The sequence below is a fragment of the Mesorhizobium sp. B2-7-2 genome (assembly GCF_006440775.1).
Taxonomy (GTDB): domain Bacteria; phylum Pseudomonadota; class Alphaproteobacteria; order Rhizobiales; family Rhizobiaceae; genus Mesorhizobium.
Genome location: NZ_VFTZ01000009.1, coordinates 82,536 through 106,345, shown reverse-complemented (window position 1 = coordinate 106,345; position 23,810 = coordinate 82,536). Strand labels below are relative to the sequence as shown.

At 64.3% G+C, this 23,810-nt stretch carries 18 protein-coding genes; 10 read left to right on the top strand and 8 right to left on the bottom strand.

Translation table 11 applies throughout. From position 1 onward, the window contains the following. Positions 1–253: 253 nt before the first annotated feature. The 3 genes from FJ425_RS14555 (at position 254) to FJ425_RS14545 (ending at position 3,757) form a co-directional block, all read left to right on the top strand. Complete coding sequence (locus FJ425_RS14555) at positions 254–1,246, top strand: adenosine kinase (protein ID WP_140629064.1); 993 nt, start codon at positions 254–256, stop codon at positions 1,244–1,246. Positions 1,247–1,508: 262 nt separating this feature from the next. After that, complete coding sequence (locus FJ425_RS14550; protein WP_140629061.1) at positions 1,509–2,216, top strand: antitoxin Xre/MbcA/ParS toxin-binding domain-containing protein; 708 nt, start codon at positions 1,509–1,511, stop codon at positions 2,214–2,216. Positions 2,217–2,596: 380 nt separating this feature from the next. Then, complete coding sequence (locus FJ425_RS14545) at positions 2,597–3,757, top strand: porin (RefSeq protein WP_140629057.1); 1,161 nt, start codon at positions 2,597–2,599, stop codon at positions 3,755–3,757. Positions 3,758–3,848: 91 nt separating this feature from the next. Here the strand turns inward: FJ425_RS14545 and FJ425_RS14540 are convergent, their stop codons facing one another. After that, positions 3,849–6,128: an NADP-dependent malic enzyme gene (locus tag FJ425_RS14540; RefSeq protein ID WP_140724376.1), complete on the bottom strand. Its 2,280-nt coding sequence runs from the start codon at positions 6,126–6,128 to the stop codon at positions 3,849–3,851. Positions 6,129–6,263: 135 nt separating this feature from the next. Continuing rightward, positions 6,264–7,451, bottom strand: a complete 1,188-nt coding sequence (locus FJ425_RS14535) for a glycosyltransferase (RefSeq protein ID WP_140629051.1) — start codon at positions 7,449–7,451, stop codon at positions 6,264–6,266. A gap of 166 nt (positions 7,452–7,617) precedes the next feature. On the opposite strand from FJ425_RS14535, the gene mutS reads away from it, so the two are divergent. The 3 genes from mutS (at position 7,618) to FJ425_RS14520 (ending at position 11,527) form a co-directional block, all read left to right on the top strand. Further along, positions 7,618–10,350 carry a DNA mismatch repair protein MutS gene (gene mutS, locus FJ425_RS14530; RefSeq protein WP_140629048.1) on the top strand — a complete coding sequence of 911 codons (2,733 nt, stop codon included), beginning with the start codon at positions 7,618–7,620 and terminating at the stop codon, positions 10,348–10,350. A gap of 77 nt (positions 10,351–10,427) precedes the next feature. Then, positions 10,428–10,892, top strand: coding sequence for a nuclear transport factor 2 family protein (locus tag FJ425_RS14525; RefSeq protein ID WP_140545414.1), 465 nt, complete (start codon positions 10,428–10,430; stop codon positions 10,890–10,892). Between the two features lie 65 nt (positions 10,893–10,957). Beyond that, positions 10,958–11,527, top strand: coding sequence for a TetR/AcrR family transcriptional regulator (locus tag FJ425_RS14520; protein WP_140629045.1), 570 nt, complete (start codon positions 10,958–10,960; stop codon positions 11,525–11,527). Between the two features lie 9 nt (positions 11,528–11,536). Here the strand turns inward: FJ425_RS14520 and FJ425_RS14515 are convergent, their stop codons facing one another. The 4 genes from FJ425_RS14515 to FJ425_RS14500 form a co-directional block, all read right to left on the bottom strand. After that, entirely contained in the window at positions 11,537–12,196 is a 660-nt protein-coding gene (locus FJ425_RS14515) for an MBL fold metallo-hydrolase (RefSeq protein ID WP_246677940.1), read from the bottom strand. Positions 12,197–12,768: 572 nt separating this feature from the next. Then, positions 12,769–13,614, bottom strand: a complete 846-nt coding sequence (locus FJ425_RS14510) for an aldo/keto reductase (RefSeq protein WP_140629039.1) — start codon at positions 13,612–13,614, stop codon at positions 12,769–12,771. A gap of 89 nt (positions 13,615–13,703) precedes the next feature. Then, complete coding sequence (locus FJ425_RS14505; protein WP_140629036.1) at positions 13,704–14,093, bottom strand: DUF305 domain-containing protein; 390 nt, start codon at positions 14,091–14,093, stop codon at positions 13,704–13,706. A gap of 41 nt (positions 14,094–14,134) precedes the next feature. Continuing rightward, the gene (locus tag FJ425_RS14500) at positions 14,135–16,639 is read right to left on the bottom strand and encodes a heavy metal translocating P-type ATPase (RefSeq protein ID WP_140724370.1); all 2,505 of its coding nucleotides are present in this window, start codon (positions 16,637–16,639) and stop codon (positions 14,135–14,137) included. Between the two features lie 183 nt (positions 16,640–16,822). Between FJ425_RS14500 and FJ425_RS14495 the strand changes: the two genes are divergently transcribed. Then, positions 16,823–19,624, top strand: coding sequence for a [protein-PII] uridylyltransferase (locus FJ425_RS14495; protein WP_140629030.1), 2,802 nt, complete (start codon positions 16,823–16,825; stop codon positions 19,622–19,624). A 39-nt stretch (positions 19,625–19,663) separates the two neighbouring features. Beyond that, the gene (murJ, locus tag FJ425_RS14490; protein WP_140629027.1) at positions 19,664–21,271 is read left to right on the top strand and encodes a murein biosynthesis integral membrane protein MurJ; all 1,608 of its coding nucleotides are present in this window, start codon (positions 19,664–19,666) and stop codon (positions 21,269–21,271) included. Here murJ and FJ425_RS14485 read toward each other — a convergent pair. Together FJ425_RS14485 and FJ425_RS14480 are read right to left on the bottom strand one after the other, a co-directional pair. After that, positions 21,246–21,650, bottom strand: a complete 405-nt coding sequence (locus FJ425_RS14485) for a type II toxin-antitoxin system VapC family toxin (protein WP_140546776.1) — start codon at positions 21,648–21,650, stop codon at positions 21,246–21,248. The genes murJ and FJ425_RS14485 overlap by 26 nt on opposite strands. Continuing rightward, complete coding sequence (locus FJ425_RS14480) at positions 21,650–21,895, bottom strand: type II toxin-antitoxin system VapB family antitoxin (RefSeq protein WP_095766111.1); 246 nt, start codon at positions 21,893–21,895, stop codon at positions 21,650–21,652. The genes FJ425_RS14485 and FJ425_RS14480 overlap by 1 nt, the downstream gene beginning before the upstream one ends. Before the next feature lie 232 nt (positions 21,896–22,127). On the opposite strand from FJ425_RS14480, the gene trpS reads away from it, so the two are divergent. Together trpS and FJ425_RS14470 are read left to right on the top strand one after the other, a co-directional pair. After that, the gene (trpS, locus tag FJ425_RS14475; protein ID WP_140629024.1) at positions 22,128–23,195 is read left to right on the top strand and encodes a tryptophan--tRNA ligase; all 1,068 of its coding nucleotides are present in this window, start codon (positions 22,128–22,130) and stop codon (positions 23,193–23,195) included. Positions 23,196–23,294: 99 nt separating this feature from the next. Beyond that, positions 23,295–23,786 (top strand): universal stress protein, encoded by a 492-nt coding sequence (locus tag FJ425_RS14470; protein WP_140629021.1) that lies wholly within the window; start codon positions 23,295–23,297, stop codon positions 23,784–23,786. Positions 23,787–23,810 lie beyond the last annotated feature (24 nt).

The following is a 23,810-nucleotide window of genomic DNA, read 5'->3' as shown; positions in this document are numbered from 1 at the left end:
GCAATTCCGGACCCGCCACGCACTTTTCCTGGAATTGCTTCTAGCCCATGGCGGCGCGGAAATGTTTCGATCGCCGTGAAACCATAGCGGCGAAGGCCGCGGTCGATATGGGCCAGTTCGACACGAACGCTGCCGCAGCCGGTGCTTCGCAAGACAATGGCGATTTTCGGGGTAGGCAAAGCAATGCCAAGTCGCTAGACCCGCGCCCGGCCGGCATGCCAGATAGCCGGCTAGGTCCTTGGCGGAGATTTTGATGCCGGAATATGACGTGCTTTGCATCGGCAATGCCATTGTCGACATCATCGCGCAGTGCGACGAAGCTTTTCTCGAGACCAACGGCATCATCAAGGGCGCGATGAACCTCATCGACGCCAGGCGCGCCGAGTTGCTTTACAGCCGCATGGGGCCGGCGATCGAGGCTTCCGGCGGCAGCGCCGGCAACACCGCGGCCGGCGTCGCCAGCCTCGGCGGACGGGCCGCCTTCTTCGGCAAGGTGTCGAACGACGCGCTGGGCGAAATCTACACCCATGACATCCACGCCCAGGGCGTGGCCTTCGATACCGCACCGCTCAAGGGCGAACCGCCGACGGCGCGCTCGATGATCTTCGTCACGCCCGACGGCGAGCGTTCGATGAACACCTATCTCGGCGCCTGCATCGAGCTTGGCCCCGAGGATGTCGAGGCCGACAAAGCCGCCGGCGCCAAGGTGACTTATTTCGAAGGCTATCTGTGGGATCCGCCGCGCGCCAAGGAGGCCATTCGGCAGACGGCCAAGCTGGCGCATGCGGCGGGCCGCGAAGTGTCGATGACACTATCGGATTCCTTCTGCGTCGACCGCTACCGCGACGAGTTTCTCGACCTGATGCGTTCGGGCACCGTCGACATCGTCTTTGCCAACAGCCACGAGATCAAGTCGCTCTATCAGACCGCCTCCTTCGAGGAAGCGCTCGCCGCCATCCGCAAGGATTGCAGAATAGCCGCCGTCACCCGTTCTGAAAAAGGCTCGGTCATCGTGCGCGGCGACGAGACCGTCGTCATCCAGGCGACGAAGATCAAGGAGCTGGTCGACACGACCGGCGCCGGCGATCTCTACGCTGCCGGCTTCCTTTACGGCTACACGACCGGCCGCAGCCTCAAGGACTGCGGCGATCTCGGCTCGCTGTCGGCTGGGCTGGTGATCCAGCAGATCGGCCCGCGCCCGCGCCAGAACCTACGTCGCGAGGCCGAGCAAGCGGGGCTTCTTTAGAGCTGCCCAATAAGTACCGTTGCGTCACCGCCAACAGGGTCGAAACTGGCTTCTCTGTCGCGCCCCTGTCACAAAGCGCTCCTACACGCAAACTGAGGCGTACTGCGACTGACATTGCGGCACGCTTAACTAGGGGTGTGAAGATGCATGCCAGCAACCTGCCGGGCCGCGGCGTTCGTTGCCGCCGCAGCTTTTGCTTTCCGCAATAAGAATTTCAGCATCCGCCGGCGCCTGGGAGGAGCGCGGGCCACAAGACAGATTCATGACCAGATTCCAGAACTCGTCCGACGGGATTTCACAAGAGGCATTGGCAGGCCTGGTCGCCGAGGCGGTGCAGCAGGCGCTGATGCGGCAGGGCGTCCTGCTTGACACCGAGGCGCTGACTTCAGCCGGCAAGATTGCCGGCCATGTGGCCGCTGCCCTTCCCTTCCTGCCATCTGCGCAGCGCCTTGCAATCGATTCCTTCAAGGGCGATTGGACCGGCCTTGCCTCCGATTTTCTGCGCGCAATTGCGGAAAAGATAGCGAGGGGGGATTCGACCCTCCCCGACCGCAGCTTCGAGACCCCGCCGAAACCGGAAGCAGGAAGGCCGATTGCACCGCAGATCGCCGAGCGCGCCGCGGATCTCCAGTCGATGCTGATCGAGGATTGGGCCGGCGAAGTCGCCGGCTCCACCTATCTCGAGGACAAGCTCCGTATCCCGCGGTCCACGCTGCATCGCTGGCAAAGGCGCGGCGAGGTCGTCGCGCTGCGCAAGGGCGGCCGCAAGCATGTCTTCCCATTGGCCCAGTTCGTCGACGGCAGGCCGGTTCCGGGGATCAGCGGCGTGCTTTCGGCGATCGCCAATCCGAGGCTTGCCTGGTTCTGGCTAACCCGACCCTCGCCCGAGCTCGACGGCCGCATCCCCATCGAGATGTTACGGCAAGACACGGTCGAGGACGTCATCCGCGCCGCCCGCACTCTATCCTGACTCCCGTTTCGCGGAGTCAATTTTTTCTATGTTTACCCGGATTCTCAGAAATTTATCCGGCAAATTATCCGTCATAAAACTGTAATAATTGGCACATTTGGCACATTACACAGGTTATCCTGTGTTCCGATTGTACTTATTGTTCAGAATGTCCCATCTTTGCATTTATGTGACGTGATATTTGCGCAACAAGACTTCCACAAGCGTTCAAAAGGCCGCCTTTCCGACACAATCCCTGTTGTGTGAGGCCAACGATTAGGCCATGTCCAAGGCGAAGAAGCGGCGCCGGTGCGCGTGCTTTTTCAACGATGGGGACGGGGGTGGCAAAGCCGAACGGCACGTCAGGCCTGTCTTGAACCTTTGACTGGAGATTCAAGAAAATGAACATCAAGAGCCTTCTACTCGGCTCCGCTGCGGCTCTGATCGCAGTTTCGGGCGCCCGCGCCGCCGACGCGGTGACCGTTGCCGAGCCGGAACCGGCCGAATACGTGAAGATCTGCGACGTCTACGGCGCCGGCTACTTCTACATCCCCGGCACCGAGACCTGCCTGCGCGTCGGCGGCTACATCCGCTATGACGCCGGCTTCGGCGACATCGGCTCCCTCGACGGCCGCAAGACCAGAGACGTTCAGGACGGCGACCTGCAGAGCACTTGGAAGAAGAACGCCCGTTTTGCGCTGAAGACCTGGACCGGTCAGGAGACCGAGCTCGGCACCTTGAAGACCTATACCGAGACGCGCTTCAACTTCCCGAATGGCGGTCCGTCGAACGTGTCGCTGAACTTCGCATGGATCCAGCTCGGCGGCCTGCGCGTCGGTAAGGACGAATCGGTTTACGACTCGTTCATCGGCTACGCCGGTAACGTCATCCAGGACACGATCATCCCGTACGGCATCAAGGACACCGACCTCGTCAGCTACTACTTCGACGCTGGCAACGGCTTCTCGGGCGTCATCTCGCTTGAAGAAGGTTCTGACGTTACAGGTCTTGTCACCGGCACGGGTACGGGCATTATTTCCGGCACGATCGACAGCTATGTTCCGCATGTCGTCGGCGGCGTGAAGTACAAAGGCGACTGGGGCGCGGTCACCGGCGTCGTCGCCTACGACAGCGCCTATGAGGAAGTGGCCGGCAAGGTTCGCCTGGACGTCAATGTCACCAAGGAACTGACGTTGTTCATCATGGGCGGCTACGGTACCGATGATAACTTCCGCGACACGGGTAACACCATCAACACCCATGGCCGGGGCTTCTACAAGCCGTGGGGCGGCAATTGGGCTGTCTGGGGTGGCGGCACCTACAAGTTCGACGCCAAGACTTCGTTCAACCTCCAGGCTTCGGCTGACGACGACAAGAACTACGCCGTGGCTGCGAACATCGCCTACACCATCGTTCCGGGCTTCACGATCACAGGCGAAGTTGATTGGGACCATTTCGGCAGGTTTGACGATGGGCTCGGTGACACCAATGTCGTCGACTGGACCAAGGCCGACAAGAAGAACAGCGTCGGCGGCATCGTCCGTTTCCAGCGCAATTTCTGATCGATCCTAAAAAGCAAAAAGAAGGCCTGCGGCATCGCCGCGGGCCTTCTGCCTTTTCGGTTCGGCGAAAACCGGTGCGCCCAGCGGCGCGTCAATTCCCCGCCGTATAGGCCGCGATCGCCGCCATGTTGACGATATCTGAGTCCTTGGCGTTGAGCGAGACGATCTGGACCGGCTTGTTGAGGCCGACCAGCAGCGGGCCGATGACGGTCGAGCCGCCAAGTTCCTGCAGCATCTTGGTCGAGATCGAGGCCGAGTGGAAGGCGGGCATCACCAGCACATTGGCCGGGCCGGTCAGGCGAATGAAAGGATACTGCGCCATGGCGCGCGGGTTCAGCGCCACGTCGGCCGCCATCTCGCCGTCATACTCGAAATCGACGCGGCGCTTGTCGAGGATGCGCACCGCCTCCTGCACGCGCTCGGAACGCTCGCCCTGCGGATGGCCGAAGGTCGAGTAGGCGAGCATGGCAAGTCTCGGCTCGTAACCCATGCGGCGGGCGAAGCCGGCCGCCTCCTCGGCGATGTCGGCGATCTGCTCGGCGTTCGGCATGTCGTGCACGGCGGTGTCGGCGACCAGCACCGTCCTGCCCCGAGCGAGCACGATCGAGACGCCGATGACCCGGTGGCCCGGCTTGGCGTCGATGATGCGGCGCACGTCGTCGAGCGCGGTGGAATAGTTGCGCGTCACACCCGTGACGATGCCGTCGGCGTCGCCCAGCGCCACCATGCAGGCGGCGAAATGGTTGCGGTCGTTGTTGATCAGCCGCTGGCAGTCGCGGAACAGGAAACCCTTCCGCTGCATGCGCTCGTAGAGATAGTCGGTGTAGATGCCGTTGCGGCGCGACAGCCTGGCGTTGATGATCTCGAGGCCCGGCTTGTTCAAGTCGATGCCGGCATTTCGGGCATTGTCCTTGATGACGTCGTCGCGGCCGAGCAGGATCGCCGTGCCGAGCCTCTGGTTCACATAGGAGACGGCGGCGCGCATCACCTGCTCCTCCTCGCCCTCAGCGAAGACGATGTGCTTGGGCTGGCGGCGCACGCGGTCGTAGATGCGCTGCAAGGTCGAGGCGATCGGGTCGCGGCGGGCGGACAGTTCCTGCGCATAGCGGTCGAGGTCGAGGATCGGCTTGCGGGCGACACCGGATTCCATTGCCGCCTTGGCCACCGCCAGCGGGATCGCCGAGATCAGGCGCGGATCGAACGGCACCGGGATGATGTAGTTGGGGCCGAATTTCGGCCGGTTGCCCTGATAGGCGGCGGCGACGTCGTCCGGCACGTCCTGACGCGCCAGCTCGGCAAGCGCCCTGGCGGCCGCGATCTTCATCTCGTCATTGATGGTGGTGGCGCGCACATCCAGCGCGCCGCGGAAGATATAGGGGAAGCCCAGAACATTGTTGACCTGGTTGGGGTAGTCGGAGCGGCCGGTGGCCATGATGGCGTCGGTGCGGATCTCGGCCACTTCCTCCGGCGTGATCTCCGGATCGGGATTGGCCATGGCGAAGATGATCGGGTTCTTGGCCATCGACTGCACCATGGCGGTGGTGAGCGCGCCCTTGGCGGACAGGCCGAGGAAGACGTCTGCGCCGTCCAGCGCTTCGGCCAGGCTGCGCGCCTCGGTCTTGACCGCATGCGCCGACTTCCACTGGTTCATGCCTTCGGTACGGCCCTGGAAGACCACGCCCTTGGTGTCGCACAGGATGATGTTTTCCGGCGAAAAACCCATCGCCTTCATCAATTCGATGCAGGCGATGCCGGCGGCGCCAGCGCCGTTGCAGACCATCTTCGTGATCTTCATGTCGCGGCCGGTGATCTCCAACGCGTTGATCAGCCCGGCGGCCGAGATGATGGCCGTGCCATGCTGATCGTCATGGAAGACCGGGATGTCCATCAGCTCGCGCAGCCGCTGCTCGATGATGAAGCACTCCGGCGCCTTGATATCCTCCAGGTTGATGCCGCCGAAGGACGGCCCGAGGAAGCGCACGCAATTGATGAACTCTTCGGCGTCCTCGGTCGCCACTTCGAGGTCGATCGAATCGACATCGGCGAAGCGCTTGAACAGCACCGCCTTGCCTTCCATCACCGGCTTCGAGGCCAGCGCGCCGAGATTGCCGAGACCGAGGATGGCGGTGCCGTTGGAGATGACGGCGACCATGTTGCCGCGCGTCGTATAGTCGAAGGCGCGGCTCGGATCCTCGGCGATGGCGCGCACGGGAACGGCGACGCCCGGCGAATAGGCGAGGCTCAGATCGCGTTGCGTCGCCATCGGCTTGGTGGCGACGATCTCCAGCTTGCCGGGCCGTCCCATGGCGTGGAACTCCAGCGCCTCCTCGGGGCTGACGGAGGGGCCGCTGCTTTCCGTTTTCCTGGCCATGTCGCTGACGTTTCTCCCACCATTTCGCGCTCTTGAGGCGCATTGTTTTGAATTACCCGCTTAAGGGTACACGCCGCCGCTGTAAACCGCCAAGCGATCCAGCGATTTTGTTCTTCCGTTGGCAGAGACAAGCAGTCAGATCTTGCCCGATGAGATCGCGGCAATCTCGCGCAGGTGCTCGCCTACCGGGGCCCACCGCGTCAGCCCGGAGGTGCCGGCGAACGGCCATTCGGAGAAAGGCGGATCGTAGCTTCCCATGCGCTGCTTAAGCGCCGAGAGATAGGCCATCAGTTCCAGCCGTTCCGCCCGCACCCGTTCCAGCGTGCGGCCGCGAATCTCCTCGCGCGGGATAGCGCGGTCGCGAAGTCGCTCGACCGCACGGCGGATTGCGGCCGGCTCCGGCTCGGCGATAAGGCAATAGTCCGGATCGAAATAGACATCGCGGCCGCCGATGCTCGGCGTCGAGACGATCGGCAGACCGGCCAGCAGATACTCCATGCTGGAATACATCGCCCCTTCCACCGCCGACAGGCAGAGCCCGACCGCGGCCCGGTTGTAGACGCGGTTGACCTCGTAAGGCGGCATCCGCCCGGGCAGGCCGTCAACGAGCGGATTGGCGATGCTGTGAAGCGGCGATTGCGCCTGCAGCCGGTGGATGAAGGCGCGGTCGCCGGCCGGCGGCAATTCGCCGATCGAGGACGTCACATGGACCAGTCTTTCGATCTCGAAGGCGAGGTGGTGCCGCTTGGTGTGCGAGATGCGGCCATTGTAGACGGCATCGTACTCGACCGGCACGTCCGGCAGCGGCTGGAAGACGTCTTCCGAGATCATCAGATTGTGGTTGGAGAAGATCGCTGTGCCGCCAACGCCTGCAATCAGACGGCGCTCTTCCTCTGTGTTGCAGAGAAAGATCAGGTCATGGTTGGGGCAGACCGCGGCGAACCACGCGAGATCCTTGCGTATCTGCTCGACGACGCTGGGCCTCTCCAGCGTCCAGTTCGGCATCAGAAGGAAGGTAGCGCGCCGTGGCACCATCCGCCGGCAGAGAGCAGCGAGTGCGTAGAGCGGGCGCCGGCCGCCGACAGGTATGTAGAGGATCAACGGATCGCGACTGAAGATATGGACGGGTATGTCGATGCCGCCATCGAGGCCGGAGAGCGGCCCGCGCGTCGGCAGGATGAAGGGAAACCGTGTCCGCACCCACGCCCTGATTTTGGTTTTGGTACGGTTGGCGCGGTTGGTGGCAAGAAGCCGCACCCGCCCGAGCGGCGAGCCGACAGGGCCGACCATCTCCTCGAACGTCTCGTGTCCGTCCTTCTTCATCGCCCGCTGTCTTCTCATGACACCCGAACGATCCATATGTCGGCCGGCGGCATGAGGCAACACGCCCTGCGCGCCCGTCCTGCTGGTGGCGGCAACGGCCCGCTCGTCCCCCGTTTTTGCAGCCGCCGGCATTAAACCGCCCGCCCACATCTGCTAGCGTGCCGGGATGAATATGCGTACCCCGGAAGAACACAACGCCACGGCGGCACCGGCAGCTTTTGTCACGGGCGGCGTCACGCCGATGATGGAGCAATTCATCGAGATCAAAGCGGCGAACCCGGATTCGCTGCTGTTCTACCGTATGGGCGATTTCTACGAGCTGTTCTTCGACGATGCAGAGAAGGCGAGCCAGGCGCTGGGCATCGTCTTGACCAAGCGCGGCAAGCACCAGGGCAATGACATCCCGATGTGCGGCGTGCCGGTGCATGCGGCGGACGACTATCTGCAGAAGCTGATCGCGCAAGGTTTTCGCGTCGCCGTCTGCGAGCAGATCGAGGACCCGGCCGAAGCCAAGAAACGCGGCTCCAAATCGGTGGTGCGGCGCGACGTGGTGCGGCTGGTCACGCCGGGCACCATCACCGAGGACAAGCTGCTCGCGCCCTCGGAATCGAGCTTCCTGATGGCGCTCGGCCGCGTGAAGGGGGGCGCGACCAGCCAGGCCGGCTTTGCGCTGGCCTGGATCGACATTTCGACCGGCGCCTTCCGCGTCGCCGAGACGAGCGCCGAGCGGCTGCTTGCCGACATCTTCCGCGTCGACCCGCGCGAGCTGATCGTCGCCGAGCCGGTTTTCCATGATCCGGAGCTCAGGCCCGTGTTCGACGTGCTGGGCCGCGTCGCCAATCCGCAGCCGCCGTCGCTGTTCGATTCGGCCTCAGCCACCGGACGCATCGCCCGCTTCTTCGACGTCGCGACGCCGGACAGTTTCGGCACGTTTTCGCGCGCCGAGCTGTCGGCGATCTCGGGCGCCATCGCCTATGTCGAAAAAACGCAGAAAGCGGAGCGGCCGCCGCTGTCGCGCCCCGAGCGCGAGGAGCAGGGCTCGACGCTCTTCATCGATCCGGCGACCCGCGCCAATCTGGAACTTTTGCGCACGCTGTCCGGCAATCGCGACGGCTCGCTGTTCAAGGCGATCGACCGCACCGTGACCGGCGGCGGCGCGCGATTGCTCGCCGACCGTCTGATGGCGCCGCTGACCGACCCGGCGGCGATTGCGGCCCGACTGGATTCGGTGTCGTTCTTCCGCTCCGAGACGCGGCTTTGCCAGGGCCTGCGCGCGAGTCTCAAAAGCGTCGCCGACATGCCGCGCGCGCTGTCCAGGCTGGCGCTCAACCGCGGCGGACCGCGCGATCTGGGCGCGCTGCGCGCCGGCTTCGAGGCGGCCGGCGCGATCGCCGAATTGTTCGCAGCGGCCGTCCTGCCCGCCGAACTCGCCGCGGCACTGGCCGCGATCCACGCCTTGCCGGAGGCGCTTGCCCGCCACCTCAGCGAGGCGCTCGACGACGAGCTGCCGCTGATCAAGCGCGACGGCGGCTTCGTGCGGTCTGGCTACAATGCCGAGCTCGACGAGATGCGGGCATTGCGCGACGAATCGCGCAAAGTGATCGCCGGACTTGAGCGCTCGCTGATCGAGGAAACCGGCATCCGTTCGCTGAAGATCCGGCACAACAATGTGCTCGGCTATTACATCGAGGTGACGGCCAATCACCATTCGATCATGACCGGCAGCGACACCGCCAAGGCGCGCTTCATCCATCGCCAGACCATGGCCAACGCCATGCGCTTCACCACGACCGAACTGGCGGAGCTGGAATCGAAGATCGCCAACGCCGCCGACCGGGCGCTCGGCATCGAGCTTGCCGCCTTCGAACGGCTGACGGCGGAAGTGGTGGGAGAGGCCGAACGGATCCGCGCCGGCGCCGACGCGCTTGCGGCTCTGGATGTTTCATCGGCTCTGGCATTGCTTTCCGAAAGCGAGGGCTGGTGCCGGCCGCTGGTGGATTCGAGCCTCGCCTTCGAAATTGCCGGTGGGCGTCACCCGGTGGTCGAACAGGCGCTCAGACGTTCCGGCGAAGGCCCGTTCGTGGCCAATGATTGCGACCTGTCGCCCCAGGGCGGCGCCAAGGCCGGCGCGATCTGGCTGCTCACCGGCCCGAATATGGGCGGTAAGTCGACGTTCCTCAGGCAGAACGCGCTGATCGCCATACTCGCTCAGACCGGCTCCTTCGTGCCGGCGCAAAGCGCCCATATCGGCGTCGTCGACCGGCTGTTCTCGCGCGTCGGCGCTTCGGACGACCTGGCGCGCGGCCGCTCGACCTTCATGGTCGAAATGGTCGAGACGGCGGCGATCCTCAACCAGGCCGGCGAGCGGGCGCTGGTCATCCTCGACGAGATCGGCCGCGGCACGGCAACTTTCGATGGCCTGTCGATCGCCTGGGCGGCCGTCGAATATCTGCATGAGAAGAACCGCTGCCGGGCGATCTTTGCCACGCATTTCCACGAGATGACGGCGCTGGCCGGCAAGCTCCCCCGGCTTCACAATGTCACCATGCGCGTCAAGGAATGGGAAGGCGACGTCGTCTTCCTGCACGAGGTCGGCAAGGGCGCGGCCGACCGCTCCTACGGCGTGCAGGTGGCGCGGCTCGCCGGCCTGCCGGAAGCGGTCGTCGCCCGCGCCAAGGAAGTGCTGCACCAGCTCGAAGAAGGCGAAGTCTCGGGCAAGACCAATCGGCTCGTCGACGACCTGCCGCTGTTTTCGGTGGCGGTGAAACGCGAAGCCCCGAAACCCGCCAAAAGCGATGCGCTGGGCGAAGCGCTTGGCGCGATCAATCCCGATGAGATGACGCCGCGCGAGGCGCTGGAGGCGCTCTACCGGCTGAAGGGTCTGGCAACGAAGCAGTAGAACCAGGCGTGGCCTTGACTGATTGTACCGGTCGGTACAATGTCGGTTATCGACGATCGGAACCGACAGGAGATTTCATGAGCCGTCCGCCATTGCCGCCCTTCACGGCCGAGACAGCGGCGCAAAAGGCGCGCCTCGCCGAGGATGCCTGGAACAGCCGCGACCCGGAACGCGTTTCGCTCGCCTATACCGAGGACAGCAGCTGGCGCAACCGGGCCGAATTCATCTCGGGTCGCGGCGAGATCGTCGATTTCCTCAAGCGCAAATGGGCGCGCGAGCTGGATTATCGCCTGATCAAGGAGGTCTGGACCTGGAACGACAACCGCATCGCGGTGCGCTTCGCCTATGAATGGCGCGACGATAGCGGCCACTGGTTCCGCTCCTACGGCAACGAGAACTGGGAATTCGACGAGGCCGGGCTGATGCGCCGTCGCGTGGCGAGCATCAACGACCTGCCGATCACGGAGCGCGAGCGGAAATATCACTGGCCGCTCGGCCGCCGGCCGGACGACCATCCCGGCCTTTCGGAACTCGGGCTTTAGAACATGACCTCAAAAAGTGCGTAGCGGTTTTTGGAAAAGATCATGCTCAAACAAGAACACTAAGCATGCGACGCATCGCTCCGGACCGCGACCAGTTGCTGGCGATCGTGGCGGAAGTCTTCCGCGAGAACGGCTATGACGGCGCCAGCCTGGCCCTGATCGGCGAGGCGGCGGGGCTCGGCAAGGGGAGCCTCTACCACTTCTTTCCGGGCGGCAAGGAGGAGATGGCCAGGGCCGTCATTGCCCATATCGACGGCTGGTTCGAGGATAATGTCTTTGCGCCGCTGCGCGACGGCGCCGATCCGTCGGCCGGGATCGAGCAGATGCTCGCGGCGACTGACAGCTACTTCCGCTCCGGGCGCCGGGTCTGTCTCGTCGGCGCCTTCGCGCTGGAGGCATCCCGCGACGTCTTCGCCAGCCAAATCAGGGACTATTTCGGCCGCTGGGTCGCGCACCTCGCCGATGCGCTGGCGCGAGTTGGGCATGGGAAAACCGAAGCAGTCGAGCTGGCCGAGGAAACCGTTGCCGCAATCCAGGGCGCGCTCACCCTTGCCCGTGCCGCTGACGATGCCGGGGTATTCTCCCGTACGCTGCGCCGGCTGCGCATGCGGCTTGGGCTGCCGGTCAAGGCCTAACTCGGGTTCCTACAAAGGTTCGAAGCGGAAGCCCGTCTCGGTTCGGGAAACCCGGCCGATGCCCGGTGAGTCGAGATGCGCCCCTGCAACGCACCAGGCGTTGTCGGCGGCAAGAGCCAATATCTGCAGCCGCGTTGCCCGTGCCTGCTCCTTGTCGGCGTCGAATTCCCATGTGATGTCCGGCCGATCGAACTGAAGCGACGGCACGTGCACAAGGTCGCCCCAGGCCAGCAATGTTTCGCCGCGGCTCGTGGCACGAAAGCAGGTATGGCCGATTTCATGACCCGGGGCGGCGACCGCCTCGATGTTCGCGCTCAAGTGCTGTCCCGGGTCCAGGGGCTGCGCTCGGTCATGGAAGCGGCTCAACCTCGCTTCCGACCGGAACATGTCGAGCTCGGCTCGAGGGACAAGCAAGCGGGAGAGCTGCGGGAAACCGTCCCCGCCATCCGGACGGACGAGCCCTTGGATATGGTCGAGATGGGTGTGGGTGAAGGCGACCGTTCGTATCCGATCGACGGCGATCTTCGCTTCGCTCAGCGCCTGCGGCAGAAAGCCCATCGTCGGGTGCCATGCATTCGAGGATCCGGTATCGATCAGCGTGATGTCTTCGCCGTCGTCGATGGCAAAGGCATTGACCGACAATCGGAGCGCGCCGTCGAAGAGCGGCACCTGCGGCGGCAGATCGTCGCCGAAAGGCTTGTCTCCCGGCTGGCGCAGTCGACGGACCGGCATATCGACGTAACCGTCGCGCAGCGAGGTAACGGTCAAGTCGCCGATTTTATAGGCCGTGTAATGAGGTCCGGCTGAAATTCGTTCCACGCTTGCTCTCTTTCAACCGCGCATTCCGTCGCGAGGTTTTTGGTTAGTTCCCTCGACACAGGGATTTGAAGGGTTGAGGTCTGTCTTGGTGCAAGATTTTCCGTTCATTTCTGTGAAATCAGCGCAAACGCCGGGGATTGGTTGAAGCCGCCGCCACCTCGTCATTCTATGGCGGAGCAAGGAGCGAAGCGACGCGGCGCAGACCATAGAATCCGTGACATCGAGGCGTAGCAAGGGTGCAGAATTCTGCTTCGCCGCATCCCACGGCCCAGGTCACGGAATGGATTCCAGGGTCTCCGCGACGCCGCTTCGCGGCTGCTCCGCCCTGGAATGACGATCGCGATGGGCGTTTCGGCCAATCTCCAGCGCATGCCGCCTGCCATAAAACAGAGCCGGCCGATCAACATCCCTGTGCAGTGCCACTAGATCATTTCCAGGCCGCGCTTGCGCGTCGGCGGCGGGAATGCGCGATCGAGCTCGGCGAAATCCTCCGCAGTCAATTGGATATCGAGCGCGGCGGCGTTCTGGCGGACATGCTCCTGGCGGCCGGCCTTCGGGATGGCGATGACGCCGTCCTGCATCATTATCCAGGCAAGCGCGATCTGCGCGGCCGTTGCGTCGTGGCGGGCAGCGACCGCCTCGAGCCGGGCATTGCGAGCCAGCGCGCCCTGCTCGACCGGCGAATAAGCCATCAGCGGGATGCCGCGCTTCACGCACCACGGCGCAAGGTCGAATTCCGGGCCGCGCCGCGACAGGTTGTAGAGCACCTGATTGGTCTGGACGTTGGCGCCGGACGGCAGCCCGACAAGGTCCTCCATCTCGTCGGTGTCGAAATTGCTGACGCCCCAGTGGCGGATCTTGCCTTGCGACTTCAGCGCCTCGAACGCCTCCACGGTTTCGGACAGCGGCACGCTGCCGGGCCAATGCAGCAGATAGAGATCGATGCGGTCGGTAGCGAGGCGCTTCAGGCTGCTCTCGCAGGCGCGCTTCACGCCGGCGCGCGAGGCGTTGGAGGGCAGCACCTTGGAGACCAGGAAGGTCTCGTCGCGGCGCCCGGCGATGGCTTGCGCCACCACCTCCTCGGCGCCGCCATCGGCATACATTTCCGCCGTGTCGATCAGCTTCATGCCGAGGTCCAGCCCAAGCTTCAGCGCCGCGACATCATCGGCATGGCGCCATCGATCCTCACCCATCTTCCAGGTGCCTTGGCCCAGCACCGGGACGGTTTCGCCCGACGGCAGCTTCAAGGTTCTGATCGACGAGGGCATGGCGTTCTCCGCGTAAGGCTGGATCGCAGCACAGCCACAGCCGGAAATCCAGACCGACGCCGGCTGGCCGCCCGGATTTCCCGCAGTGACTATTTCGCCGGATGCTTGGCGAGCCAGTCCTGCATCTGCTTGATCTCGGCTTCCTGTGCCGTAACGACGCCTTCGGCGAGCTTGCGGATTTCCGGATCCTTGCCATTGGCGATTACCACCTTGGCCATGTCGATGGCGCCCTGATGATGCGGGATCATGCCGCGGACGAAATCGACATCGGCATTGCCGGTGTATTTGATCGTCATGTCCTTGTGCATCTTCTTCATCGCCTTCTCGTAGCCGACGGTGGCCGGGCTCTGGGCGCCCATCGCCATCTTGGACATGTCGTGCTTCATCTCCTCCGACGAGGCCGGCACGCTCTCGAGGAACACGGCGAGCAGCATTCCGGCCGCCATCAAAAGCAGCACGATTTTCTTGGCCAGGGTCATTCAGGTCTCCTTCTGTTGGATTTCGTATCTGGGGGTCTTGCTCAGAGTTTCAACGTTCTCAGCCGCAGCGCGTTGCCGATCACGGAGACCGATGACAGGCTCATCGCCGCCGCCGCCAGCATCGGCGACAAAAGCGTGCCGGTGAGCGGATACAGCACGCCGGCCGCGACCGGCACGCCGAGCACGTTATAGAGGAAGGCAAAGAACAGGTTCTGGCGGATGTTGCGGATCGTCGCCTGGGCGAGCGTGCGTGCCCTGACGATGCCATTCAAGTCGCCCTTGACCAGCGTGATGCCGGCGCTTTCGACCGCGACATCGGCGCCGGTGCCCATGGCGATGCCGACATCGGCGCCGGCCAGCGCCGGCGCGTCGTTGACACCGTCGCCGGCCATGGCGACGCCGGCGCCCTTGGCACGCAGCTCCTCGACCAGCTGGCCCTTCTCATCCGGCAGCAACCCGGCGCGGACCTCGTCGATGCCGAGCCTGCCGGCGATCGCTCGTGCCGTGCGCTCGTTGTCGCCTGTCGCCATGATGATGCGCAGCCCCTTGTCGTGCAGCGCCCTTATCGCCTCGGCTGTCGTCGCCTTTACGGGATCGGCGACGGCGACAATACCGGCGAAACTGCCCTCGACAGCCACGAACATGACCGTCTTGCCTTCGGCCTGCAGCGCCTCGGCATTGGCCGCCGACGTTGCGACACGGAGGTCCGCCATCATGGCCGCATTACCGAGCGCGACCTTCCTGCCCGAAACCGTGCCCGAAACGCCCTTGCCGGTGATGGCTTCGAAATCGACCGCGTCGGCCAGCTTCAGGCCGCGCGCGGCGGCGCCCTCGACGATCGCCTCGGCCAGCGGATGCTCGGAGCCCTTTTCCAGCGCGGCCGCGAGGCCCAGCAGCTCGTTCTCGTCGATGCCCGCGACCGGAACGACGTCGGTAAGCCGCGGCTTGCCCTCGGTCAGCGTGCCGGTCTTATCGACGATCAGCGTGTCGACCGAAGCGAAACGTTCCAATGCCGCCGCTTCCTTGATCAGCACGCCGGCATGCGCGCCGCGCCCGGTGGCGGTCATGATCGACATCGGCGTCGCAAGGCCGAGCGCGCAGGGACAGGCGATGATCAGCACCGACACCGCCGAGACGATGGCGAAGATCAGGCTCGGTTCGGGGCCAAAGATCGACCAGGCGATGAAGGCCAGGACCGCGACCAGAACGACGGCCGGGACAAAATAGAAGGACACGCGGTCGGCGAGACCCTGGATCGGCGCCCGCGAACGCTGCGCCTTGGCGACCAGCTCGACAATGCGCGACAACGTGGTCTCGGCGCCGACCTTCTCGGCGCGCATGACCAGCGAGCCGTTCTTGTTCAGCGTGCCGCCGGTGAGCGTGTCGCCCTCCGTCTTCTCGACCGGCAGCGGTTCGCCGGTGATCATCGATTCATCGATCGCCGAGCGGCCCTCGAGGACGATCCCGTCGACCGGCACGGCATCGCCGGGACGGATGCGCAAGCGGTCGCCGGACTTGACGCTGTCGAGCGGCACGTCCTTCTCGGAGCCGTCGGCGCCGATCAGCCGCGCCGTTTTCGGGGCAAGGTCCAAAAGCGCGCGGATGGCCGATCCGGTGCGCTCGCGGGCCTTGAGTTCCAGCACCTGGCCGAGAAAGACCAGCGCGACGATGACAGCGGCGGCCTCGAAATAGACCGGGACTGCGCCGTCATGACCGCGGAACTGATGCGGGAAGATGTCCGGGAACAGGGCGGCGACCACGCTGTAGAAGTAGGCGGCCCCGACGCCCAGCGAGATCAGAGTCCACATATTGGGGCTGCGGTTAAGGATCGATTCCCAGCCGCGATGGAAGAACGGAAACGCCGCCCACAGCACCACCGGGCTCGCCAGTCCCAGCTCCACCCAGGTCTTGGCGCGGCCGTTGATGAGGGTTTCGAAGCTGAAGCCCAGCATCGGCGCCATGGCAATGATCAGGAGCGGCACGGAGAGCACCGCGCTGACCCAGAACCGGCGCGTGAAATCGATGAGCTCGGGATTCGGGCCTTCCTCGCCTGTCGGCACGCCCATCGGCTCCAGCGCCATGCCGCAGATCGGACAGGAGCCTGGCTTGTCGCGGACGATCTCGGGATGCATCGGGCAGGTGTATTGCGTGCCCTTGGGCATCGGCTGCGGCTCGGGCCGGCCAGCGAGGTATTTTGCCGGCTCCGCCTCGAACTTGGCCTTGCAACCGGCGGAGCAGAAATAGAAGCCCTGCCCTTCATGGCGCAGAAAGTGTCTGGCGCTTGCCCGATCGACATTCATGCCGCAGACGGGGTCGGTGGCGGAAAGATACGTTTCCGGTTCGGCCTGGAATTTCGTGCGGCAGCGCTCGCTGCAGAAATGAAACGTCCGGCCGCCATGCTCGGCCGTCGGCTTGCCGGCCGCCGGATCGACCGTCATGCCGCAGACAGGATCGCGAATCACCGCTTCGGTGTCGGGCGCGACATCCTTCGCAGAGCAGCAGCCGCCGCCATGCGCATGATGGTGGTGGTGGTCGGAATGGGTCATGCCAGGCCTCTGAATTTCAAACTTGAGGCGGAGGTAGTGCTTCCAGTAACTGGAAGGTCAAGGGATGGTTTGAATTTTTCCGGCTTTCGCCATCCGGCTTCGCGTGGCGTCATCGTGCGCTGCCGGAAACGCGCCGCCCGCCCCATACACAGCGCCGCGAAAACGCGCTATAGACGCCGCCGAATGGCAAAGATTTCCCTGAAACTCGACGAAATCATCGATGGCGACGCGCTGCGCCGCGACTTGACCGCGTTGACGGCGGCGAGCGCCGGCGACGGTTCAGGACCGGCTGTCCGCACGGCCGTCCTCCAGCTGCTCAAGGCCAGGATGGCCGAAGGGCGAAAGATCGCCGAGACCATGCTCAAGCAGGACGGCGGCGGCAATGCCTGCGCCGAGCGGCTGTCGCATCTGATGGATGATCTGATCCGGGCGCTCTATGATTTCGCCGCCACCCATGTCTACCGGGTCAAGAACCGGTCCGCGGCCGAGCGCATGGCGGTCGTTGCCGTCGGCGGCTACGGCCGCGGCACGCTGGCGCCGGGCTCCGACATCGACCTGCTTTTCCTGCTGCCCTACAAGCAGACCCCATGGGGCGAGCAGATCGTCGAATACATGCTCTACATGCTGTGGGACATGGGGCTGAAGGTCGGCCACGCCACCCGCAACATCGACGAGTGCCTCAGGCTGTCGCGCGGCGACATCACCATCCGCACGTCGATCCTCGAGGCACGCTTCCTGTGGGGCGAACAGAAGCTCTACGAAGAACTGCTCACCCGCTTCGACCATGAAGTGGTGCGCACCACCGGGCCAGAATATGTGCAGGCCAAGCTTGCCGAGCGCGACGAGCGCCACGCCAAGGCCGGCGAAAGCCGCTATCTGGTCGAGCCCAATGTCAAGGACGGCAAGGGCGGCCTGCGCGACCTGCAAACGCTGTTTTGGATCGGCAAATATTTCTATCGCGTGCGCACCGGCGAGGAACTGGTCGAGAAGGGCGTCTTCACCGAGGCCGAATATCGCGAATTCCAGAAGGCCGAGGATTTTCTCTGGGCGGTGCGCTGCCACATGCATTTCCTTACCGGCAAGGCGGAAGAGCGGCTGCATTTCGACATCCAGCGCGAGATCGCAGAGCGTCTGGGCTATACGACGCATCCCGGCCTGTCGGCGGTCGAGCGCTTCATGAAGCACTATTTCCTCGTCGCCAAGGATGTCGGCGACCTCACCCGCATCTTCTGCGCGGCGCTCGAGGAAGAGCAGGCCAAGCACGTGCCGGGCTTCAACCGCATCTTCCTCACCTTCTCGCGGCGCAAGCGCAAGCTTGCCGGCACCTCCGACTTCATCGTCGACAATCACCGCATCAACATCGCCGACGACAGCGTGTTCGAGCGCGATCCGGTCAATCTGCTCAGGCTGTTCTGGTTCGCCGACAAGCACGGGCTGGAGTTCCACCCCGACGCGCTGAAGCTGCTCACCCGCTCGCTCGGGCTCGTCAACAAGTCGCTCCGCCGCGACGAGGAAGCCAACCGGCTGTTCCTCGACATCCTGACATCGGACCGCAATGCCGAGCTCAATCTCAGGCGCATGAACGAGGCGGGGCTGCTCGGCAGGCTGATCCCGGACTTCGGCAAGATCGTCGCCATGATGCAGTTCTCGATGTACCACCACTATACGGTGGACGAGCATTTGATCCGCTGCATCGGCGTGCTGGCCGAGATCGAGCGCGGCGACGGCGCGAAGGTGCATCCGCTGTCGCACACGCTGATGCCTAGCCTGAGAAAGAGCCGGGAGGCGCTCTATGTCGCGGTGCTGCTGCACGACATCGCCAAGGGCCGGCCGGAAGACCATTCGGAAGCCGGCGCCAGGATAGCGCGGCGCATCTGCCCGCATATGGGGCTGTCGGCCGCCGACACCGAGACGGTCGCCTGGCTGGTCGAGAACCACCTCGTGATGTCGATGACGGCGCAGACGCGCGACCTCAACGACCGCAAGACGATCGAGGATTTTGCTTCGATCGTGCAATCGGCCGAGCGGCTGAAGCTGCTTTTGATCCTCACCGTCTGCGACATCAGGGGCGTCGGGCCGGGCGTGTGGAACGGCTGGAAGGGGCAGTTGCTGCGCACGCTCTATTACGAGACCGAACTGCTCCTCACGGGCGGCTTTTCGGAAGTCTCGCGCGCCGAGCGCACGGCCGCGGCGCGCGAGCGGCTGGCCGAGGCGCTGTCCGCCTGGCCGGCGAAGGAGCGCAAGCGCTATGTCGCGCAGCACTACGAGAATTACCTTCTGGCGGTTGACCTTGCCGACCAGCTTCGCCATGCCGAATTCATCCGCGAGGCGGATGCGGCCGGCAAGAAGCTCGCCACCATGGTCAAGACGCATGAGTTCGAGGCGGTGACGGAGATCACCGTGCTGGCGCCGGACCATCCGCGCCTGCTTTCGATCATTGCGGGAGCTTGCGCCGCGGCGGGCGGCAACATCGTCGACGCGCAGATCTTCACCACCTCGGACGGCCGCGCGCTGGACTCCATCCTGATCTCCAGGGAGTTCGACCGCGACGAGGACGAGCGCCGCCGCGCCGAGCGCGTCGGCCGGCTGATCGAGGACGTGCTTTCGGGCAAGAGCTGGCTGCCCGAGATGATCGAGAAGCGCACCAAGCCGAAGCGCGGCGCCAAGGCGTTCCGGATTCCGCCGCGCGCCGAGATCCGCAACACGCTGTCGAACCGTTTTTCGGTGATCGAGGTCGAGGGGCTGGACCGGCCGGGCCTGCTGTCCGAGATCACCGGGACGCTCTCCGACCTTTCGCTCGACATCGCCTCGGCGCATATCACGACGTTCGGCGAGAAGGTCATCGACACGTTCTACGTCACCGACCTGACCGGACAGAAGATCGACAGCCCGACGCGCACCGCCACCATCCACAAGCGGCTGATCGATACGCTTGAAGGCAATTCGTCCGAACGCAACGGCAAGGCCAAGGCGGCCGCCGAGTGACATCCATTTGACGCAATTTTTCTGGCAGTCGTTCCCAGCATGAGCCTAGTCAAGAAATTCGCCACCGTCGCCTCCGGCACGCTGATGAGCCGTGCGCTGGGCTTCGGCCGCGAGATGCTGATGGCGGCAGCACTCGGCACCGGACCGGTCGCCGACGCCTTCAACGCCGCCTTCCAGTTTCCCAACACCTTCCGCAGGCTGTTCGCCGAGGGCGCCTTCAACGCCGCTTTCGTGCCGCTGTTCGCCAAGGAGATCGAGCAGCATGGCACCGACGGCGCCAAGCGCTTCTCGGAGGAAGTGTTCGGCGTGCTGTTCTCAGCGCTTCTGGCGCTGACCATCGCGATGGAACTGGCGATGCCGCTGATCGTGCGCTACCTGGTGGCGCCGGGCTTTGCCGACATTCCAGGCAAGTTCGAGACGACCGTCCGGCTTGCGACGATCATGTTCCCGTATCTCATCTGCATGTCGCTCGGCGCCATGATGGCCGGCATGCTGAACTCGCTGCGCCGCTATTTCGCGGCGGCGATCGCGCCCGCCTTCCTCAACATCATCCTGATCGGCGTGCTCGCCTATGCCTGGTATCACGGGCTGGACGCGCATGATGTCGGTTTCGGCCTGTCCTGGGGCGTGCTGGCGGCAGGCATCGTGCAACTCGCCATCGTCTGGATCGCGGTGCGCAATGCCGGCATCTCGATCGGCTTTCGCCGGCCGAAGATGACGCCCAACGTCAAGCGGCTGCTGATCCTGGCGCTGCCGGCGGCGATCACCGGCGGCATCACGCAGATCAACCAGCTGATCGGCACGGCGATCGCGTCGGCGCAGAACAGCGCCGTATCGTCGCTCGCCTATGCCGACCGCATCTACCAGCTGCCGCTCGGCGTCGTCGGTGTGGCCGTCGCCATCGTGCTGTTGCCGGAACTGTCGCGGGCGCTGAAATCGGGCAATTTGGTCGAGGCAGCCAATTTGCAGAACCGCTCGGTCGAGTTCACCTTGTTCATGACGCTGCCCGCGGCCGCGGCACTCTGGGTGATGTCCGAGCCAATCGTGCGGCTGGTCTATGAGCGCGGCGCCTTCGCCGCCAACCACTCGACGCCGATCGTCGCCTCGATTCTGGCGATCTTCGGCCTCGGCCTGCCCGCCTTCGTTTTGATCAAGGCGTTCACGCCCGGCTATTTCGCCCGCGAGGACACGCGCACGCCGATGATTTTTGCCGCCATCTCGGTCGGCGTGAATGTCGCGACGGCGCTGAGCCTGTTCCCGTCGATGGGCGCGCCGGGCATCGCGGTCGCCTCGGCCGTCGCCGGCTGGGTCAACGCGCTGATGCTGCTCGCCATGCTGATCAGGCGCGGGCATTGGGGCCGCGACGTGCCGCTCTTGCGACGCATTCCCCGTCTGGTGCTCTGCGCCGTGATCATGGCCGTGGCGCTTTACTTCGCGGAGCGCCATTTTGCCGCGCAGATTGCGCCTGGCTCGCCGCTCGTGGTCAAGGCGACGACGGTGCTTGGGCTGGTCGCCGGAGGCGCGGCGCTCTACTTCATCGCCGCCTTTGTCACGGGCGGCGCCGATTTCGGCATGATCCGGCGGAACGTGAAACGTCGTTCACCCAAGGCGCTACCGCCCGTCAGGGAACAGTCTCCAGATCCGTGAGTCGGAATTCGTTGGCGGTAGAAAGTATCGGAACGGCGTAATATCGGGCGCAAGCGTAGTGGAAGCAGTCCGCCATGTTTAGGCGGACAGCATTGTTGCGAAACCGCGCAGCGGCCTCGACGGACAGGGATGTTGCCTCGGATGCAGGCGGAAGCTCGCGCAAGGCAATTGCCCGCTCTTCCAGAAAGCGGTCTACAATCTCCGCGCTTCTGGCGACCGGAATCGCCAGCTTTTCTGGTCGCGCGAGCGCCATCGCCGCCTCCCAAACGGCTATCGCCGACGTGAACGGTGCCGATGCCTTCATGACGGCCTGCGCGCATCGCTCGGCTTCCGTCTCGTTGCTCAGGATCGCGACGATGGCGGCGGCGTCGACAAACATCAGTCGTCGCCGGAAAGTTCATCATAAACGGACTGCGGCAGCGGTTTGCGCGCTTGTTCGCTAAGCTTGATTCCAAACTCGGCTCGCAGTCGTGCCGCCGTTTCCAGCGGCGTCTCGCGATTGCGCCGCCGCTCCAGGGCTTCGCGCATGGCGATCACGATTGCCTCGGTGATGCCGACCCCTTCAGCTTTGGCGAAAGCGCGCGTCAGCCTGTCGGCTTCCTTGTTGTTGATATTGATAGTCACCGCTACATTCCTTTATGTAGTTAGAAATATGTAGCCTATGTACGACAATGTCAACGTACCGATGCCCCCATGCCAGCTCGTCCGCGCCTCTTGATCCCGCAACCGGCTTCGTCCATAAGCGCGCCGTCGCAAGACTTTCCCCGCGCGCGGTATCCAGCCGCATGTTGGCTCCAAAAAGTCTGCAACTTTTTGGAAGCACGCTTAACGGCCCTCCACAAGCCATGAGGAATTAATGTCCGCCTTCAAGCCACTCGTCTTTTCGGGCGTCCAGCCGACCGGCAACCTGCATCTCGGCAACTATCTCGGCGCCATCAAGAAATTCGTCGCCCTCCAGGATCAGTCCGACTGCATCTATTGCGTCGTCGATCTGCATTCGCTGACGGCGCAGCTCGTGTATCAGGATCTGGGCGACCAGACGCGCTCGATCACTGCGGCGTTCCTGGCCTCCGGCATCGACCCCAAGAAGCACATCGTCTTCAACCAGTCGCGGGTCATGCAGCACGCCGAGCTCGCCTGGATCCTCAACTGTGTGGCGCGCATCGGCTGGATGTACCGGATGACGCAGTTCAAGGACAAGGCCGGCAAGGACCGCGAGAACGCCTCGCTCGGCCTGCTCGCCTATCCGAGCCTGATGGCCGCCGACATCCTGCTCTACCGCGCAACCCATGTGCCGGTGGGCGAGGACCAGAAGCAGCATCTGGAGCTGACCCGCGACATCGCCCAGAAATTCAACAACGACTTCTCCGAGAAGATCGCCGCCCTTGGCGTCGGCGTCGAAATGCAGGTCGGCGAAGAGACGGTGAACGGCTATTTCCCGATTACCGAACCGGTGATCGGCGGCCCGGCGGCGCGCATCATGAGCCTGCGCGACGGCTCGAAGAAGATGTCGAAGTCGGATCCGTCGGATCTCTCGCGCATCAACCTGACCGACGATGCCGACACGATCTCGAAGAAGATCCGCAAGGCCAAGACCGATCCGGAGGCCTTGCCGAGCGAGATCGACGGGCTGGAAAGCCGGCCCGAAGCGGAAAATCTCGTCGGCATCTATGCCGGCCTCGCGGAAATCTCGAAGGAAGAGGTGCTGAAGGAGTATGGCGGGCAACAGTTTTCCGTGTTCAAGCCGGCGCTTGCCGATCTTGCCGTGGAGAAGCTGGCGCCGATCGCTTCCGAGATGCGCCGCATCGAGGGCGACGGCGCCTATGTCGACGCCGTGCTCAAGGATGGCGGCGACCGGGCCCGCGCAATCGCCGAGGGCACGATGAAGACGGTGCGCGACATTATCGGCCTTCTGCAGGACTGACCCAGCGACCTCCTCGGACCATTGCCGCGCAGGCCGGCGGCTTGCCGCCGGTTCGCGGCAGTGGCAGATTGCGACCGAAACCATACCGAGCAGATAGACATGGTCTCCAAACGCCTCAGCCGCGAAGCCGGCCATCGCCGCAAGTTCCTGGCGATCATCGACGACACGCCCGAATGCGAGCGCGCCGTCGCCTATGCCTCGAAACGGGCGCAAAGCACCGGCGGCGTGCTGGTGCTGCTCTACGTCATCGAGCCGGACGACTTCCAGCACTGGCTGGGCGTGGAAAAGATCATGCGCGAGGAAGCCACGGCGACGGCGCGCGCGGCGCTCGACGGCTACGCCAACAAAGTGCGCCAGCATGCGGGGATCGAACCGGAGCTGGTGGTGCGCGAAGGCAAGCCGCCGGAAGAAATCCACAAGCTGATCGAGGAAGACCAGGACATCGCCATCCTGGTGCTGGCCGCCGGCGCCGGCAAGGAAGGCCCAGGGCCGCTGGTCAGCGCGGTCGCCGGCCGGGGAGCCGCCTTCCCGATCCCCGTCACGGTGGTGCCGCAGAACCTGTCCGACGAAGAGATCGACAGCCTGGCCTGACTTGGAGGCCTTCCGGCCGGAGCC

Excerpts from the sequence above, each read along its gene's own strand:
- FJ425_RS14555 (WP_140629064.1), top strand. The coding sequence starts at position 254 with ATGCCGGAATATGACGTGCTTTGCATCGGCAATGCCATTGTCGACATC.
- FJ425_RS14550 (WP_140629061.1), top strand. The coding sequence starts at position 1,509 with ATGACCAGATTCCAGAACTCGTCCGACGGGATTTCACAAGAGGCATTG.
- FJ425_RS14545 (WP_140629057.1), top strand. The coding sequence starts at position 2,597 with ATGAACATCAAGAGCCTTCTACTCGGCTCCGCTGCGGCTCTGATCGCA.
- FJ425_RS14540 (WP_140724376.1), bottom strand. The coding sequence starts at position 6,128 with ATGGCCAGGAAAACGGAAAGCAGCGGCCCCTCCGTCAGCCCCGAGGAG.
- FJ425_RS14535 (WP_140629051.1), bottom strand. The coding sequence starts at position 7,451 with ATGAAGAAGGACGGACACGAGACGTTCGAGGAGATGGTCGGCCCTGTC.
- mutS (WP_140629048.1), top strand. The coding sequence starts at position 7,618 with ATGAATATGCGTACCCCGGAAGAACACAACGCCACGGCGGCACCGGCA.
- FJ425_RS14525 (WP_140545414.1), top strand. The coding sequence starts at position 10,428 with ATGAGCCGTCCGCCATTGCCGCCCTTCACGGCCGAGACAGCGGCGCAA.
- FJ425_RS14520 (WP_140629045.1), top strand. The coding sequence starts at position 10,958 with ATGCGACGCATCGCTCCGGACCGCGACCAGTTGCTGGCGATCGTGGCG.
- FJ425_RS14510 (WP_140629039.1), bottom strand. The coding sequence starts at position 13,614 with ATGCCCTCGTCGATCAGAACCTTGAAGCTGCCGTCGGGCGAAACCGTC.
- FJ425_RS14505 (WP_140629036.1), bottom strand. The coding sequence starts at position 14,093 with ATGACCCTGGCCAAGAAAATCGTGCTGCTTTTGATGGCGGCCGGAATG.
- FJ425_RS14500 (WP_140724370.1), bottom strand. The coding sequence starts at position 16,639 with ATGACCCATTCCGACCACCACCACCATCATGCGCATGGCGGCGGCTGC.
- FJ425_RS14495 (WP_140629030.1), top strand. The coding sequence starts at position 16,823 with ATGGCAAAGATTTCCCTGAAACTCGACGAAATCATCGATGGCGACGCG.
- murJ (WP_140629027.1), top strand. The coding sequence starts at position 19,664 with ATGAGCCTAGTCAAGAAATTCGCCACCGTCGCCTCCGGCACGCTGATG.
- FJ425_RS14485 (WP_140546776.1), bottom strand. The coding sequence starts at position 21,650 with ATGTTTGTCGACGCCGCCGCCATCGTCGCGATCCTGAGCAACGAGACG.
- trpS (WP_140629024.1), top strand. The coding sequence starts at position 22,128 with ATGTCCGCCTTCAAGCCACTCGTCTTTTCGGGCGTCCAGCCGACCGGC.
- FJ425_RS14470 (WP_140629021.1), top strand. The coding sequence starts at position 23,295 with ATGGTCTCCAAACGCCTCAGCCGCGAAGCCGGCCATCGCCGCAAGTTC.